This is a genomic window from Nostoc sp. T09, assembly GCF_002154695.1.
GTDB lineage: Bacteria > Cyanobacteriota > Cyanobacteriia > Cyanobacteriales > Nostocaceae > Aulosira.
Map to the genome: position 1 here is coordinate 1 of NZ_MTAV01000077.1, position 15453 is coordinate 15453.

Annotated in this window: 16 protein-coding genes; 12 read left to right on the forward strand and 4 right to left on the reverse strand. The window is 39.6% G+C overall.

The genetic code is table 11. From position 1 onward, the window contains the following. Positions 1–567 precede the first annotated feature (567 nt). Positions 568–1689, forward strand: a complete 1122-nt coding sequence (locus BV372_RS16200; RefSeq protein WP_086687527.1) for a universal stress protein — start codon at positions 568–570, stop codon at positions 1687–1689. 106 nt (positions 1690–1795) lie between these two features. Beyond that, complete coding sequence (locus BV372_RS16205; RefSeq protein ID WP_086687528.1) at positions 1796–2116, forward strand: multidrug efflux SMR transporter; 321 nt, start codon at positions 1796–1798, stop codon at positions 2114–2116. Between the two features lie 283 nt (positions 2117–2399). Here the strand turns inward: BV372_RS16205 and BV372_RS16210 are convergent, their stop codons facing one another. Then, on the reverse strand, positions 2400–4340 hold the full coding sequence (locus tag BV372_RS16210) for an FAD-dependent oxidoreductase (protein WP_086687529.1): 1941 nt from the start codon (positions 4338–4340) through the stop codon (positions 2400–2402). A gap of 305 nt (positions 4341–4645) precedes the next feature. Here BV372_RS16210 and BV372_RS16215 point away from each other — a divergent pair, with 305 nt between their 5' ends. The 3 genes from BV372_RS16215 (at position 4646) to BV372_RS16225 (ending at position 7464) form a co-directional block, all read left to right on the forward strand. Further along, positions 4646–5248: a TetR/AcrR family transcriptional regulator gene (locus BV372_RS16215; protein ID WP_086687530.1), complete on the forward strand. Its 603-nt coding sequence runs from the start codon at positions 4646–4648 to the stop codon at positions 5246–5248. Positions 5249–5555: 307 nt separating this feature from the next. Further along, on the forward strand, positions 5556–5804 hold the full coding sequence (locus BV372_RS16220; protein ID WP_086687531.1) for a helix-turn-helix transcriptional regulator: 249 nt from the start codon (positions 5556–5558) through the stop codon (positions 5802–5804). Between the two features lie 139 nt (positions 5805–5943). Continuing rightward, entirely contained in the window at positions 5944–7464 is a 1521-nt protein-coding gene (locus BV372_RS16225) for an ATP-dependent endonuclease (RefSeq protein ID WP_179198117.1), read from the forward strand. A 304-nt stretch (positions 7465–7768) separates the two neighbouring features. Here the strand turns inward: BV372_RS16225 and BV372_RS16230 are convergent, their stop codons facing one another. Continuing rightward, on the reverse strand, positions 7769–8518 hold the full coding sequence (locus BV372_RS16230; protein ID WP_086687533.1) for an SDR family NAD(P)-dependent oxidoreductase: 750 nt from the start codon (positions 8516–8518) through the stop codon (positions 7769–7771). Then, the gene (locus BV372_RS36360; RefSeq protein WP_179198116.1) at positions 8508–8648 is read right to left on the reverse strand and encodes a hypothetical protein; all 141 of its coding nucleotides are present in this window, start codon (positions 8646–8648) and stop codon (positions 8508–8510) included. Before BV372_RS36360 ends, BV372_RS16230 begins: the two co-directional genes overlap by 11 nt. Positions 8649–8854: 206 nt before the next feature. Here BV372_RS36360 and BV372_RS16235 point away from each other — a divergent pair, with 206 nt between their 5' ends. Together BV372_RS16235 and BV372_RS16240 are read left to right on the forward strand one after the other, a co-directional pair. Next, on the forward strand, positions 8855–9076 hold the full coding sequence (locus BV372_RS16235; RefSeq protein WP_143845151.1) for a hypothetical protein: 222 nt from the start codon (positions 8855–8857) through the stop codon (positions 9074–9076). Positions 9077–9136: 60 nt separating this feature from the next. Beyond that, entirely contained in the window at positions 9137–9319 is a 183-nt protein-coding gene (locus BV372_RS16240; protein WP_143845153.1) for a hypothetical protein, read from the forward strand. Positions 9320–9887: 568 nt separating this feature from the next. Here BV372_RS16240 and fahA read toward each other — a convergent pair. After that, positions 9888–11204, reverse strand: coding sequence for a fumarylacetoacetase (gene fahA / locus BV372_RS16250; protein WP_086687536.1), 1317 nt, complete (start codon positions 11202–11204; stop codon positions 9888–9890). Positions 11205–11369: 165 nt separating this feature from the next. Here fahA and sugE point away from each other — a divergent pair, with 165 nt between their 5' ends. From sugE to BV372_RS16275, 5 genes are all read left to right on the forward strand, one after another. Next, positions 11370–11690 (forward strand): quaternary ammonium compound efflux SMR transporter SugE, encoded by a 321-nt coding sequence (gene sugE / locus BV372_RS16255; RefSeq protein WP_086687537.1) that lies wholly within the window; start codon positions 11370–11372, stop codon positions 11688–11690. A 140-nt stretch (positions 11691–11830) separates the two neighbouring features. Beyond that, on the forward strand, positions 11831–12730 hold the full coding sequence (locus tag BV372_RS16260) for an oxaloacetate decarboxylase (protein ID WP_086687538.1): 900 nt from the start codon (positions 11831–11833) through the stop codon (positions 12728–12730). A gap of 296 nt (positions 12731–13026) precedes the next feature. Next, the gene (locus BV372_RS16265; protein ID WP_086687539.1) at positions 13027–13512 is read left to right on the forward strand and encodes a glutathione peroxidase; all 486 of its coding nucleotides are present in this window, start codon (positions 13027–13029) and stop codon (positions 13510–13512) included. Positions 13513–13624: 112 nt separating this feature from the next. Further along, a complete protein-coding gene (locus BV372_RS16270; protein ID WP_086687540.1) occupies positions 13625–14449 on the forward strand; it encodes an SDR family oxidoreductase in 825 nt (274 codons plus the stop codon). Between the two features lie 21 nt (positions 14450–14470). Then, positions 14471–15373, forward strand: coding sequence for an alpha/beta fold hydrolase (locus BV372_RS16275; protein WP_086687541.1), 903 nt, complete (start codon positions 14471–14473; stop codon positions 15371–15373). Positions 15374–15453 lie beyond the last annotated feature (80 nt).

A 15453-nucleotide genomic window follows, 5' to 3' on the forward strand; every position in this document is an offset into this window, starting at 1 on the left:
ATTTTTTCCCCTCAACACTTGCAATTTTACCTGTTTTAGGGAATGAAACAGCCCTGCCTTAAAAAGGGGGGAAACTGGACTCAAAGTCCCCCTTTTTAAGGGGGATTTAGGGGGATCTACAAACGTTTTGCTACCGACAGCAGGACTTTTCAAACATCCTCTTAATGAAGGTTGCTTCCCTTATGCTCGCATCAGCAGTTTAAAATGTTTCTAAGAGGTTGTTTTAAAAGCCCTTAGTGCTGGATCAAATACTTTTAGATCCCCCTAAATCCACTCCACTTGCTACAAGTCGGCAGAGCCGACGACACTTGCTTCAACTCGGGGAACCCGCGCAACGCAGTGTCTCCCCAACGCAGTGGCTTCCCTTGAAAAGGGGGACTTTGAGAGGGTTTTCCCCCTTTTTTAAGGGAGGTTAGGGGGGATCAATAAGTGCCTAAAATCACAGCCTACCACTTTTCAAACATCCTCTTAACCAACATACTGATGGAAGATTCCTAGGTATTTTTGGCGAAATTGGAGTCAGTCTTTTAAAAGAAATCGTTAAAGACCTAGATAAATTTTCTATTCATGTTCAATAACTCTACAACCTCTGTTGACAGTTCTTACATCCGTCCTTACCGACGTGGGAAACATAAAATTTTCATCGGTATGGCTCCCGGTGTCGGTAAAACTTACAAAATGCTAGAAGAAGCACATCAGCTCAAGCAAGATGGTATTGATGTTGTGATTGGCATCTTGGAAACTCATGGACGCAAAGACACAGCTGAAAAAGCTACAGGGTTAGAGGTGATTCAGAGAACAATCAGTATCCGAGAGAACGTTACTTTGCAGGAAATGGATACAGATGCAATTGTGGAGCGTTCTCCCCAACTTGTGTTAGTTGATGAACTTGCTCATACTAATGTGCCTGGTTCCTCACGAGAAAAGCGCTACCAAGATGTGGAAGTGATTTTGGCAGCCGGAATTGATGTTTACTCCACCGTCAACATTCAGCATTTGGAAAGTTTGAACGACTTAGTTGCACGAATTACAGGTATTGTAGTGCGAGAGCGGATTCCCGATCGCCTCCTTGACGAAGCTGACGCTGTTGTAGTTATTGATGTCACTCCAGAAACGCTAGAAGAACGGCTGCGAGAAGGCAAAATTTACGCCCCTGAGAAAATAGCTCAATCCCTAGAAAACTTCTTTCAGCGTCGTAACTTAATCGCTTTGCGGGAACTCGCACTACGAGAAGTAGCAGATACAGTTGAGGAAGAAGCAAACACTTCTACCTTGGAAGGGCAGAACTGTAACATCCACGAGCGAGTACTGGTGTGTATATCTACTTATCCTAACTCTGTGCAATTACTTCGTCGCGGAGCACGCATTGCCAATTATATGAATGCGCGACTTTATGCCGTTTTTGTGGCAAACCCTGAACGATTCCTGACCAAACAAGAAAGTTTACACATTCATACATGCGAGAAATTATGTAGAGAATTTGGTGGCGAATTTTTACACGTCAAAAGTCAAAACGTCGCTCAAGAAATTGCTCAAGTTGCTGCAAACCATCACATCACCCAAATTGTCATTGGTGAAAGCCAGCAGCCGCGATGGAGAAGATGGTTTAAAGGCTCTTTTACACAACGATTAATGGAGCTAATCAGACAACAAAATATTGATTTACACATTATCGCCACCGAAAAATAGTTTAAAGATAACATCTACATTTTGATGTAATTTTTACAAATTTTGTACTTATTGATTTTTATTATTTGCTTAGAGATAATTAAATACCCTAGCATTTAAAATTAACATGCTAATCAGTTGGATTTACCTCGTTACAGCAGTACTCTTTGAAGTTATGGGTACAACTTGTATGAAGTTGTCGCAAGGATTTACTAAAATTATTCCTTCGATATTGGTATTTACATCTTATGGAATTTGTTTGACTTTTCTTACACTTTCTCTCAAAAAAATTGAAGTTAGTGTTGCTTATGCTTTTTGGGCAGGTTTAGGAACAACGCTGATTGCAATCATTGGTATTATTTGGTTTCGGGAATCTATTAGTAGCGTTAAACTCATATCTATCATTTTGATTGTCATTGGAGTGATTGGTTTAAACTCAGGTAAATAAACTAAGTTTTTATCTTATACAGAGCAGCAAACTGGCATGATATAGCTAAATTTAGTTCATTAATAAAAATCCCGTTGCTCGGCGTACAACGGCGTACATCGGCGGTTAGTTCCATCTAATTAATGCACTGTTTTAAGTAGGTCACGCCACTATAATAATTTACACCAGTTTCCAGGTATGGAACCACATAGCTTCGTAGGGGCACGGCACCAGTAAAATTATTGTATATATCGGAAGATTGCGGACGCCGTGCCCCTACCGCGTGGTCTTTATCAATGATATTTTAGATTTGTAATAAACCTTCTGGATTCACTGATAAAAGCGATCGCCTTTGCAAAGCCTCACGAGCTAAAATCTCATTAGCTGCTAATAAGCCACTACTTACAGCCCGTTCCATTAACCCACAAGGAAAAGGCATTTTCACCCAATCTCCGGCAAAAATTAAATTAGAAACACCAGTGCTAGTTTCTGGACGTTCTGCATAACTATTTGGTGGATATCCAGAAAAGTTATGTTGATTTACTAATTCTCGATGCAGTACCTTTGCTTGCTTTAATTCCGGAACAATTTCATAAAGTTCCTGCTCAAATGTTGTTAACAAAGTTTCCTGGGTAGGAAACTGTTTTTCTTTATAACAATAAGCGTGTAACTCTACTACACTTCCACCAGTACGTTTTGCCCAGTCAATAAATTGTTCTTGAATGCGGTGATATAGGGTAATGCTATCAGTTAGCTGGTAGCCCGATAAAGAAGTAAAATTACTTTGTTCCCACTGAAAATCGCGGTCAAACCAGAAACGACATACAGCAAAAGGATCGGCGATGCTTAAATCTGCAACTTGCGATCGCACTTTTTGCTCGACATCACCATTAATCCGCTTAAACAGTTGCTGTACTCCCGGTACATCAGTCGCAAAAACATAATAATCGGCTGTGATTGTCTGCGGTAATGACGATTCTTGATTTGTCGCTACTAGTTGTAATTCTTCATCTTGCCGTTGCACTACTTTGAATTTAGTTAAATCTCCTTGTGCTGGTCCTTTTAAAACTTTACCATCAGCTGCAAAAACTGCACCATGACAAGGGCAATGAAACTTTCCATCATCTGTTTTTTTAACAGTACAACCTTGGTGCGTACAGGTAAGAGAAATTGCTTCTTGACTGCCAATCTGTGCAGCAAACACTTCATCCACAGCACCAAAATATTCTATCTTTTCATCTACTACAACTGAGTTACGCTTCACCCAAAAAGGCACATTATTTTTATTACTACCAACCAAATACTTTAAGGAATCAATCTTACCTTCTACAGCAGAAATTTCACTTACTGTTGCACCTGTGATAATTTTACCGCCATTACTCAGAATTGCTTTGGCAATGGGTTGGACTAAACTGGTTCCCATATCATCTTTGGTGCCATTAAAAGCTAATCCTTCAGGATTACCAAAAAAATAAAAGTGGAAGAATTGCATGAGTTCTCCCACACTCATCAAGTCTGGTGCATTCAAACTAGATTTAGCAAACGGGAGAAAATATAAGTCGTATAAACCTCGGGGAAATTCCTTTTCTACCCAATCAGCAACGGAAATATTATCGAAACGTCGATAATTCCTTTCTCTCTGAAATCCAGTAATTGCTTGAAAGACTTGCAGGTGTTTTAAGTTAATTAGATTGATACCCCATTGCAAGCGATTGGGAGAAGCGATCGCTAAATCTATAATATTCCAAGGAAAGGCTGAACGGCTGGGGCGAAATACCTCTGGTTGATATTTGCGATCGCGGTAAACCACAGCATAAAAGTTTAATGATTGAAAATGCTCGTTGATTCCCAATTCTGTCACTAAACCATTCAGGTTATAGTACTGGGGAAAAAAGCCATGAAAACCATGCTCCATCATGAAGGTTTCACCAACGGCTTCAACTTGCCAACTCGCAATTTTCCCGCCAAGTTGGGGGGACTTTTCTAAAAGTGTCACAGCAAATCCCCGCTGGCTCAATTCATATGCACAGGCTAAACCGGCTAATCCTGCCCCAATAACTACAACACTTTTATCTTGATTCAGCATCCGTGGTAATTTTAAGGTATCTCTTTGAAAAACCGTTGGTTGTGGCTTACTGAAACGAGAGTATCCGGTTACTCCAGCAATACTACCAATACCGAACCACTTGAGCAGTGTGCGGCGGGAAAAGGTAGATGATTCTGGGGAATTAGATAATTGGTTCATTGGTTACAGAATTAACTCTTCATCATGAATTACTGGTATGAAATAATGGCTGTAAGTTAGCCCCTGTTTCGGAGTATTTTTCCTATTTCAGTGATAATCCTCAGCGGATTTATTTTGGCAGAACGGAATAAATTATCAATGGCTGTTTGTTGTTTTTGTAAATACTGTGCCCTCAAATTGGTTAGATTAAGTTATTTATGTTATGGACGATAAATCTGCTGATTTGGGTTCACAAATGAGCAGATTATTTGACAGTGTAATATAATATTTGATAGTTGACTACTAAACGTTAGGTAGGTTTGAGAGTGCCAGACAATCGCCGCGCTCCAAAACAAGCTTCATCTAGTGGTAGAGATCGCATACTTGATGAAGCAGAACAGCTATTCCGCAAGCGTGGCTATAATACGGTAGCCATGAGGGATATTGCGAATGCGGTAGGAATACGTCAAGCATCTTTGTACTATCACTTTCCCAGCAAGGAGCAACTGTTTGTAGCCGTAAACGAGCGCATGTTTGAGCGCCATCGCTGGGGTTTACAGCAAGCAATTCATCAAAATGAAGATGATTTGCGATCGCAACTACATGCAGTTGGTGCGTGGTTCCTTTCTCAACCTCCCATCCATTTTTTGAGCATGGTACATACAGATATGCCTTTGTTGGATGAGGAAAATACTGCTAGGCTGTCAGCTTGCTCCTCGCAATTTATCTTTGAGCCTATTTGTCAAATATTTGCTCAAGCACAACAGCGAGGCGAAATTCGTGAAGTTCGTCCCCAACTGCTAGCCGGATTCTTTCTGTCTGTAATCGAGAGTCTTCCTCTGGCTACTACCTTACCCGATGCTGCACCCAGAGAAGTCATTGTTAATGAAATGATTTCTGTTTTATGGGATGGATTGAAACCCCAGTGAAATTTTACAGTAAAAATCAACCTAAATACTGGTTTACTGGTGTAGAGTTGCTCAGGCTCTAGCTATATTGCAGGTAGATTTATGATCGGGCGTGTGCAGATTATTGGGTAAAGTCAATCCCCAGCTACTGAGATTTTTTGCCATGAGCCTAGATAATTACAAAGCGCCTGGTGATAAATATTAACTCTTTATAAAGCTTGGCTTTTTTGCGTATAAACACTGAAATAGATTAGGCGGACACTTGATTAATATATAGCAAGTAATATAGCATCTGCACTTACGCTAGTGAGTCTAGTTTAAAAATTGAATGACTATAAAAAAACCCCTGGCTATTAACCAGCCAGAAATAGGGCAGATAATTCGGGATCTGCGGCTTTATGCTGGGCTAACGCAAGAACAGCTTGCATCTACCTTAGGCGTTACGTATAGCACGATAAATCGTTGGGAAAATGGACGCTCTAAACCGTCGCCGCTAGCGATGGGGAAGATTGAGGAAATATTGAAGGAAATGGGTCACGAGGGGCAAGATTTATTGGCGAAGTATTTGCCGAATTGATTTTCTGGGAAAGCAATGCTTGCTCAGTTTTAGTACGAGCGATCACAGATTTGACGTAGTGGTGGTATACCGGAGATTTGTACTAGTAAGTCGTTTTTATACACTGATCTAAATAGTCGAATATATGGAGAAGTTAAAAATGAAGATACTCAATGTAAAGTTAAGTAATATAAGAGGTTATGAAAATGCAGAAATTGAACTTTCCCCAAAGCTAAATCTATTAATAGGGGAGAATAATAGTGGTAAAACAACAATATTAAGATCTTTACTTTTTCTACAAAATAGATCCTATTTTGTGATGGATGATATAAGAAAGAATGAGGCTCAAGCAAGTATAGAGTTAACTTTTGATGGTAATAAAAATAGATATTTTAATCCAGCAACTGTTGGACTAATTAATAGCCAAAATAATCAGCTTAAAATTGAAATTTATAATGGACAGTTAAATCTTAATGGACATAGTATTAATCATTATACTAATTCAATTTGTATTCAAAATGATGAACCTAATAACTTTATATATCCATTCCTTTCCAAAAGAAAAGTTTTAACGTTTAACGAAGATATTAGGCAACAATTTGCAAATTCTGTTTTAGGAAACTTTACTAATTTAGTTGCCAAAGTGGATCGTATTAATACAGATGGTTTGCCAGCAAAAGATGAATATATTAAAGCTTGTCATGAAATATTAGGATTCCATATAACTACTTATCCGTCCGATAATGGTAAGAGAGCTGTGTATATTATAGACAACTTTCAAAACATTCCACTGGATGTAATGGGAGAAGGGGTAGCAAATATTTTAGCTTTGATAGTGGATCTTTGCATTGCTAAAGACAAGCTATTTTTGATAGAAGAACCAGAAAATGATATTCATCCTAAAGCTTTAAAAAAGCTCTTAAACCTTATTATTGAAAAATCAGAAATAAATCAGTTTATTATCACTACCCATTCAAATATTGTTTTAAAGTATCTTGGTGCTGTTCCACTGAGTAAGATTTTTAAGGTAGATATAAACTTTGCGAATGAGCAGCGAATTCCCACTTCTTCGATTGCTGAAGTTGAGAATTCGCCTCAAGCTAGAAGAGTAATTCTTGAAGATTTAGGTTATGAGCTTTTCGATTTTGATGTTTGGGATACATGGTTGATTTTTGAAGAATCATCGGCGGAAATTATAATCAGAGATTTTCTAATTCCTGATTTTGTACCAGGGCTTAAAGTGAGACTAAGAACTTGCTCCTCAGAAGGTGTTGAAAGAGTAGGAGCAAGGTTTGATGCTTTGCACAGCTTGTGTCTTTTCTTTCATTTACATAACAATTTTGACGATAAAATTTGGGTCTTAGTTGATGAAGGTGAAGATGAAAATAAAATCATTAACAAGTTAAAAGATAAATATAAATCATGGAATCAAGAGCGTTTCCGTCAATTTACACAACATAATTTCGAGAAGTATTATCCTGAAATATTTCAAGAAGAAGTAGATACAATTTTAAATATACAAAATAAAAATGAAAAAAGAGAGGCAAAAAAAGCTTTGCTTAATAAAGTAAAGAAATGGTATGTGGAAAATCCAGATATTGCCAAAGAAGCTTTTAGTAAATCTGCAAATGATGTAATTGAGATTCTCAAGGAAATAGAGAAAATTGTTGTAAAGAATTAAAGACTAAAATAACGCTTGAGCCGAACAGTAGGACAGTAGGACTGTGTAGAATGGGCATCTGGTAATAAGTTCTGAGTCAATTAGAAACAGATAAGCTACCTATAGACTCAATCACTACAGCAATTTTAGAGTGAATGCAGACATGATTGCCTAACAATCATCATCAGTTTTAGAGAATGTTTGAAAAGTATTAGGCGAATAGAATTCGCTATTACACAAACAAAGTCCACCTCCGTGGACTAATATTCCCTTCTGCCTACTGCCTCCTGCCCCCTGCCTTTTCTAATAAAAAATGAGCATTAGCTTACCAATCTTGTTGTGTTGGTCGGATGAGAATTTCATTCACATTGACACGTTGTGGTTGTGTCACCGCGTAAACGATCGCCGCCGCAATGTCTTCACTTTCTAAAGGCGTAATAGAACGACGGCGTTCTTGACTGCTTTGTTTGGCAATAGGGTCTGAAATCCGGTCGTCAATTTCTGTATTAACTAAACCAGGCTCGACGATAGTCACACGGATATTTTGCTTGCAAACTTCTTGCCGCAAAGATTCTGAAAAACCGTTGACACCCCATTTAGTTGCATTATATACACCAATACCAACCCGTGCAGTCCGACCCGCTACAGATGAAATATTGACGATATGTCCTGCACCCTGAGCTTTGAGGATTGGTAATACAGCATGAGTGACATACAGCAATCCCAACAGGTTGAGATTAATCATTTCCTTCCAATCTGAAGTATTCCCACCATCGATCGCACCCACAGCAGCAATACCTGCATTATTGACCAGGATGTCTATTTGACCGAATTCTGCCTTTGTTTTCTGGACTAAATTCTGTACTTGAGTCTCATCTGTAACATCAGTGATAATAGGCAATGCTTGGCCACCACCGTTCTTGATTCTTTGTGCTAGTGCATTTAAGCGATCGCCTCTGCGAGCAGCCAACACTACTTTTGCCCCTTCTGCTGCTAGTGCTAGAGCTGTGGCTTCACCAATACCAGCAGAAGCTCCGGTAATAATTGCAACTTTGCCGTCTAATTTATCTGTCATGAGCAATTCCCGTAACTTCAAAGATGCCGTTGGTAATCTCTAATCCTACACGGGTAACAAAGGCTTTGGCTGAGAAAACTGCGATCGCAATCCAATGTTGAGATTCTCCTTTAACTAATAGTTGCAGCATTACCGATCTCCTAAATTATGGCTTGTGTCAGAAGACAGGAGGTTGTAATGCTGCTCAAATCTACATTTATAACTATCGTAATTCAGGGTTTGAGAACATAGCTCAAGCTCAACGATTATGAAGCGGATTTAGATTTTCCTATAGTTACTGCAAACTTTACCGCTAACTCTATTCCTACTGCCACCACAGTTTCAAATACAACTGATTTGCGTATTGCCAAATACAAAGGTGGTTGGGACATAGATTTAAAATTAGCGAGGCTGGATAATTTTTCTTACAAAACTCAGTTTAGTGAGTTGACTGGAGGTAATTTGATGGTGCAGGCAATTAATTCTGGTGCAATTGATCTAGCCTTGGCTAGTGAAATTCCGTTGAAAAATTATTGCTGCGCTCAATGTGATCGCAGTTCCTCAAAAAAAGTAGCATAGGCGCAGCCTGTCGTAGACATCACTGATTTTCTCGCTCGGTTGCAAAAGTCACAAAACTGGTTGAAAAACTATGCAACAGCCACCAATGTTGATGAAGGCATTGTTTACAAATATCCTCAAGAATTACTTCCTGTGTCTCAAGAGGCGATGCCTGCGGTGGGCTATGCCTACGCATTACAGCAAAAAGTTGCTGATAGCTTTTTCAAAGCGGGTGTAATACCAGTAAAAGTTGATATCAAGTAACTTGGGACAGAACTTTTAGCGAAGATATCGCCAAGTGTAGGTAAAAGGCAGAATTTTAAAACTATTCGTAATTGATAATTCGTAGTTTGTAATTGAAAGAACTGAACCCACGACGCATGAGCAGAATCCGCGATCGCTGTTTTTACTGCCAGAACCTTAGCTACTCGTGTGGGATTAAGAGATTGCAAAATCTGCGATCTCGGCAACTGACTACTCAACAGAAACACCTAACAATCACAGCTTATTCCTCAAAATGGTGAACATTATGTTTCATAGAATAGAAAGAGAATTGTCTGATGGAGAACCTTGGTCATTTGGGCAATATTCCCAGTTACCGCTTGATATCGAGTTATTAGTCGAGAGAGAACAGAAAATAGACGATATCTGGGAATCGCCTGCTAAAGAATCTAATAACAATTTTCTAAATAAAAAGAAAAAATCAAAGCGATTTTTTCTTTTTCCTATATTTGGCATAATTCGTAATAAACTGTTGAAAACTTGATTGGTATTTTTTTTAACAAAAATCTTGTGGAGAATGTCTTATTAGCATTATCAGGTAAAATTGGTGTCAGGAAACTAGAATCGTACCTCGACATTCTCCAAATCCAACTCGCTTGTAACCTGCTTTCTCACAGTATCCGCGAAGGATAACTTCATCACCATCAGACAAAAATTTTCTTACTTCACCTGTAGGTAGTTCAATAGGTTTAGCACCACGTTGAGTCATCTCCAGTAAACAACCCTGGGAACCTGCTTCAGCACCAGAGACTGTTCCACTAGCAAGTAAATCTCCCGGGCGAAGGTTGCAACCATTACTTGAGTGATGGGTAAGCATTTGCGCTAATGTCCAATACATCTGCTGGAAAGAACCATGACTCAAACGAAACGGCTGCAAATTCTGTTGTTGCATCTGGGCTGAACGAATCCAAACTTCCAGCGTAATATCGATACCACCCAAACTGGTATCCAGTGGTGAAGAGAGATAAGGTAGGGGTTGGGGATCGTCTTGAGCGCGTCGAAAAGCTGGACAGCGAAAGGGTGCTAAAGCTTCTAATGTGACTACCCAAGGAGAAATTGTAGTAGCAAAACTTTTGGCTAAAAACGGGCCTAGGGGCTGGTATTCCCAAGCTTGGATATCTCGTGCTGACCAGTCATTAACCAAGCACAATCCAAATATATGTTCTTCTGCCTGTTCTATAGATATAGCTTTTCCTCGCTCATTTCCAGCACCTACGAAAAACCCAAGTTCTAACTCATAATCCAGCATTTGAGAATGTGTAAAGCTAGGGGCTGAATCTTCTAGTTTCTTTATTTGACCACTGGGACGCTGAATATAAGTATTGCTAGGCACAATTGAGGAAGCACGTCCATGATAAGCGATGGGTACATATTTATAGTTGGGAAGTAATGGATTATCCGGTCGGAAAAGCTTTCCCACATTAGTAGCATGAAAGATTGAAGCGTAAAAATCAGTATAATCTCCAATTATTGCTGGTAATAAAAGCTCAACATCAGATATGGAAATGAGAATTTCTGCTTCTGGAAGATTCTGTTGTGTGTCGTACCGCAGCAATTCGCTTAAGCGATGACGTAACGCCAATCTTGCTTGGCTTCCCATTCCCATCAATAAATTTAAATTAGGCGCTGTACATGCTGCTAGCAGCTGTTCGGGAAGTTCCTGAAATAAGCCTAGTTGATAACATCTAGCCAAATCTAAAATCTTGTCTCCAATCGCAACCCCAATGCGTGGAGGTTCAGCGCTACCCTGAGTGCGGAATACACCAAAAGGCAAGTTTTGGATAGGAAAATCGGTATCTTCTTGATTTGCTAACTCTACCCAACTGCGTAAATTTGGGTCATGGGTGCCATCAATGGAATAGGTCATAAGTGGAGATGGTGAGAGTGGAGGAGTAGGTAGACTCACATCTTGCACTTAACAGGGTAAACCATGAATAGGCAGATAAAGAATATAAAAGTGTAAAAATAAAAGCAAAAGCTGCGGTAGATGTGTGAGAGTTGGCAATTTCTGCAACGTATAGGGGAGAAAACGATGGCTTGGATTTACCTTCTGATTGCTGGTGTGCTTGAGATGGGATGGGCAATCGGACTGAAGTATACACAGGGATTTACTAAGCTTGGCCCTAGTATCGCTACTGTTGCTTGTATGGTACTGAGTTTCGCTTTCTTGTCAAAAGCACTCCGCACATTACCAGTGGGTACTGCCTATGCTACTTGGACTGGTATAGGAGCCGCAGGTACGGCTGTGCTGGGTGTAATTCTGTTTGGAGAACCTGCTGAAATCAGGCGCTTTTTCTGTATTGGCTTAATTATGGCAGGCGTGCTGGGAATCAGGCTTGTCTCTTCCCATTAACGGGGTACGCGGAGAGATTTCGGAATGAATTTTCCCCGCGTCCCTCCTAACCTTGAAGCAGGTGCGATCGCCACAAAGTACAATTTGGCATCTGAGGCTGTATTCTCAAATAGGGGTATTCTGCATTTATAAATAGCTTTATGTCTGCTGGACAAAAACTGCGACAGTTATTGGCGCGTCCTGAAATTATTGTCATTCCTGGAGTTTACGACTGTCTGGGTGCTAAGCTGGCTGAAAACTCAGGTTTTGAAGTAGTAGCTACTAGTGGTTTTGGAATTGCTGCTTCTACATTAGGTTTACCAGACTACGGTTTTTTGACTGCTACGGAAATGCTCTACAGTGTAGGGCGAATTGCTCAATCAATTACCGTTCCTTTGATTGCTGATTTAGATACTGGCTATGGTAATGCCTTGAATGCGATCCGTACTGTCAAGGATGCTGTGCAGTTGGGTTTGGCTGGAGTACTGCTAGAAGATCAGGAATGGCCGAAAAAGTGCGGTCATTTTGAGGGTAAGCGAGTTATTTCCCTTGCGGAACACGCCGGAAAAATCCGCGCAGCAGTAGAGGCCCGTGGTGATAGCGATTTGGTAATTATTGCTCGCACCGATGCTCGTGCGCCTCTAGGTTTAGAAGAAGCGATCGCCCGTGGTCGAGCTTACATCGCGGCGGGGGCAGATATACTCTTTGTAGAAGCTCCTCAGTCTGTGGAAGAATTAAAAGCGATCGCAGCTGCTTTCCCAGATGTGCCACTTGTAGCTAATATCGTTGAAGGTGGTAAAACTCCACAACTATCTACTACTGAGTTACAGCAATTAGGCTTCAAAATAGTATTTTTCCCTCTAACTACCCTGTTGACTGTCACCAAGGTAATGGCCGCTTGCTTGACGCACTTAAAAGCACAGGGAAACACGGCGAATTTTACAGATTTAGTAACTTTTCAAGATTTTCAAGAACTGATTGGTGTTCCTAAATATTTACAAATGGAAAAGCAGTTTACTGCGGAAAACTACACGCCAATTTCTGACACTACCCAAAAATAAAAATGTCTATATTCTGTAGGGGGCAATACTCACCAAAATAAAAATACAGCAAATTTCAAGTTTGTGAAGTACAAATCCTCTGCCTCAAACTCAAGCATAAAGACTGTTTTAATTCTGAATTCTGCTGTATGTGGGCAATGCGCACCCTACGAAGTTTTGACTTGTTTCTGAGTTACCTAAAAATAAGGATTAGAGATTATTTTATCCTGAAAGAAAGAAAATAAAGCTAAGAAACTGGTTTTGCGTTACCTACAATATGGGAAACTTAGCAATAGTTCTGAGAAAAGAAATTTAAGATGAGTAACAAAATTTCTGACATTGCAGTTAAAACGATTAAGGGTGAGGATAAGCAACTTAGTGAGTACGCTGGCAAGGTACTCTTAATTGTGAATGTAGCTTCCTACTGCGGTTACACTCCTCAATATGAGGGACTAGAAAAGTTGAACCAAGAGTATAGAGAAGCAGGATTACGTATTCTGGCCTTTCCTTCTAATGATTTTGGTGCACAGGAACCTGGTAGCAACGAAGAGATTGTACAATTCTGCACGAGTAACTATGGAGTTAGCTTTGAACTGTTCGATAAAGTTCATGCCAAAGGTGTGCAACAGCACCCACTTTATGCTCGTCTTAGCAATGCAGTTGAGCCAACTGGACCTGTAGCTTGGAACTTTGAAAAATTCTTAATCAATAAGCAGGGTGAAGTAGTAGCTCGTTTTAAGAGTACTGTTAAACCATATTCACCAGAATTAATTGCCACAATCGAAAGTGAATTAGCAAAATAGTCTACCACCAAAGGGAGAATTTAAAATTCTCAATTAAAATTCAAAATAAAGTATCCCTACTAAATAAATTTAGGGGTTCTGGACTATGCTATTAATTTGTGTTTAAAGAATCATGAACATTGCAATTATAGGTTGTGGTTATGTAGGTTATGCAGTTGCTAAATATTGGCAAGATAAAGCAAATTTTACGGTTACTGCAACCACTACTACACCTACACGTGTTTCAGAACTACAAGCAGTAGCGCAAAACGTCATAGTAACTAAGGGCAACAATCCAGATAGTTTAAAATCAGTATTACAAAATCAAGATGTGGTGGTGTTGAGCGTTGCTGCAAAAGGTACAGATTTTTATGAAGAGGCGTATTTGCAAACAGCTAAAACTTTAGTTTCTATCTTGCCAGAAATATCTAGCATTCGGCAATTGATATATACAGGAAGTTATTCTGTATATGGTGATAGAAATGGTGCGTTTGTAGATGAAGAAATAACAGTTACACCTAGCAGTCCTAACGGTAAAATCCTCCAAGAAACTGAAGAAGTCTTGCTATCAGCATCTAGTAATAATCTCCGCGTCTGCATTTTACGCTTGGGAGGAATTTATGGGCCTGGTAGGGAACTGATAAAAATATTTGGTCGCCTCTCTGGGACAACTCGCCCTGGTAATGGTGATGACATCACAAATTGGATTCATCTTGATGATATTGTTGGCACTATTGAGTTTGCTCGGCAACACAATTGGCAAGGTATTTATAACGTAGTGGATGATGCACATCTCATTAGTCGAGAATTGTTTGATACTGTGCTAGCAAAACACAATTTACCTCAAATTATTTGGGACACTTCCCTCCAGAGTAACCGCCCATATAATGCATGGGTATCGAATCAAAAAATCAAAGACGCTGGATATCAGCTAATACATCCACAAATGATTTTTTAGCAAATATTAAAGATAGGATTTATGCAAGCATCATTTGTAACAGCATCTCCTACTCAGTTTTATACTTGGCAGAATTATCGCTGTGCCTACGAAGTGCATCAACCGGATAATTCAAATCAAAAAGGTATTCCTCTACTATTAATTCATCCAGTTGGTGTAGGATTGTCTCGGCAGTTTTGGCAAAAGTTTTGTCGTGAATGGTATCAAACTGGGTATCAAAATCAAATTTATAACCCAGATTTATTGGGATGTGGTGAAAGTGATATGCCCCATGTAGCTTACACTCCTAATGATTGGGCAGAACAGTTACATTACTTTCTGCAAACAGTAGTGCAAAAACCTGTAATTATATTGGTGCAAGGTGCTTTATTATCAATTGCTATTAAATTAGTTCAAAAACAACCAAACTTAATTCACTCCCTGATATTTGCTGGACCTCCTGCTTGGGCTACCATCACAAAACAATCACCAGCATGGCAGCAAAAACTTGCTTGGAATCTTTTTGATTCACCCTTTGGTAATGCTTTTTATCGTTATGCACGTACCCCAAAATTTTTGCGTTCTTTTTCAACTCGTCAACTTTTTGCTTCTGGCGATACTGTTGATTCAGAATGGTTAACTACTTTAGTAGCAGGTGCAAAAAATACTGCCAATCGCTATGCAGTATTTTCATTTTTATCAGGCTTTTGGCGGCAGGATTATAGTAGCGAAATCGCCTCTATTAAGCACCCAACATTGGTAGTTGTCGGAGACAAAGCATCGAGTATTAGTCAAGAAGGTAAAGCTGAAACCCCAGATGAACGTTTAGCCGACTACCTGGCCTGTTTAGCTCAAGGGCGTGGAATTAAATTAACAGGGCGTAATGTTCTACCATATGAATCGACGGCTGAATTTGTTGCTGCGATCGCACCCTTTATCGATTAACCTGCTTAGGCATTTCTTACTCAGGCAAGTTCCATACTGATTCACAATTATACTAGTATATCTCGGCAGAAATAAAATCT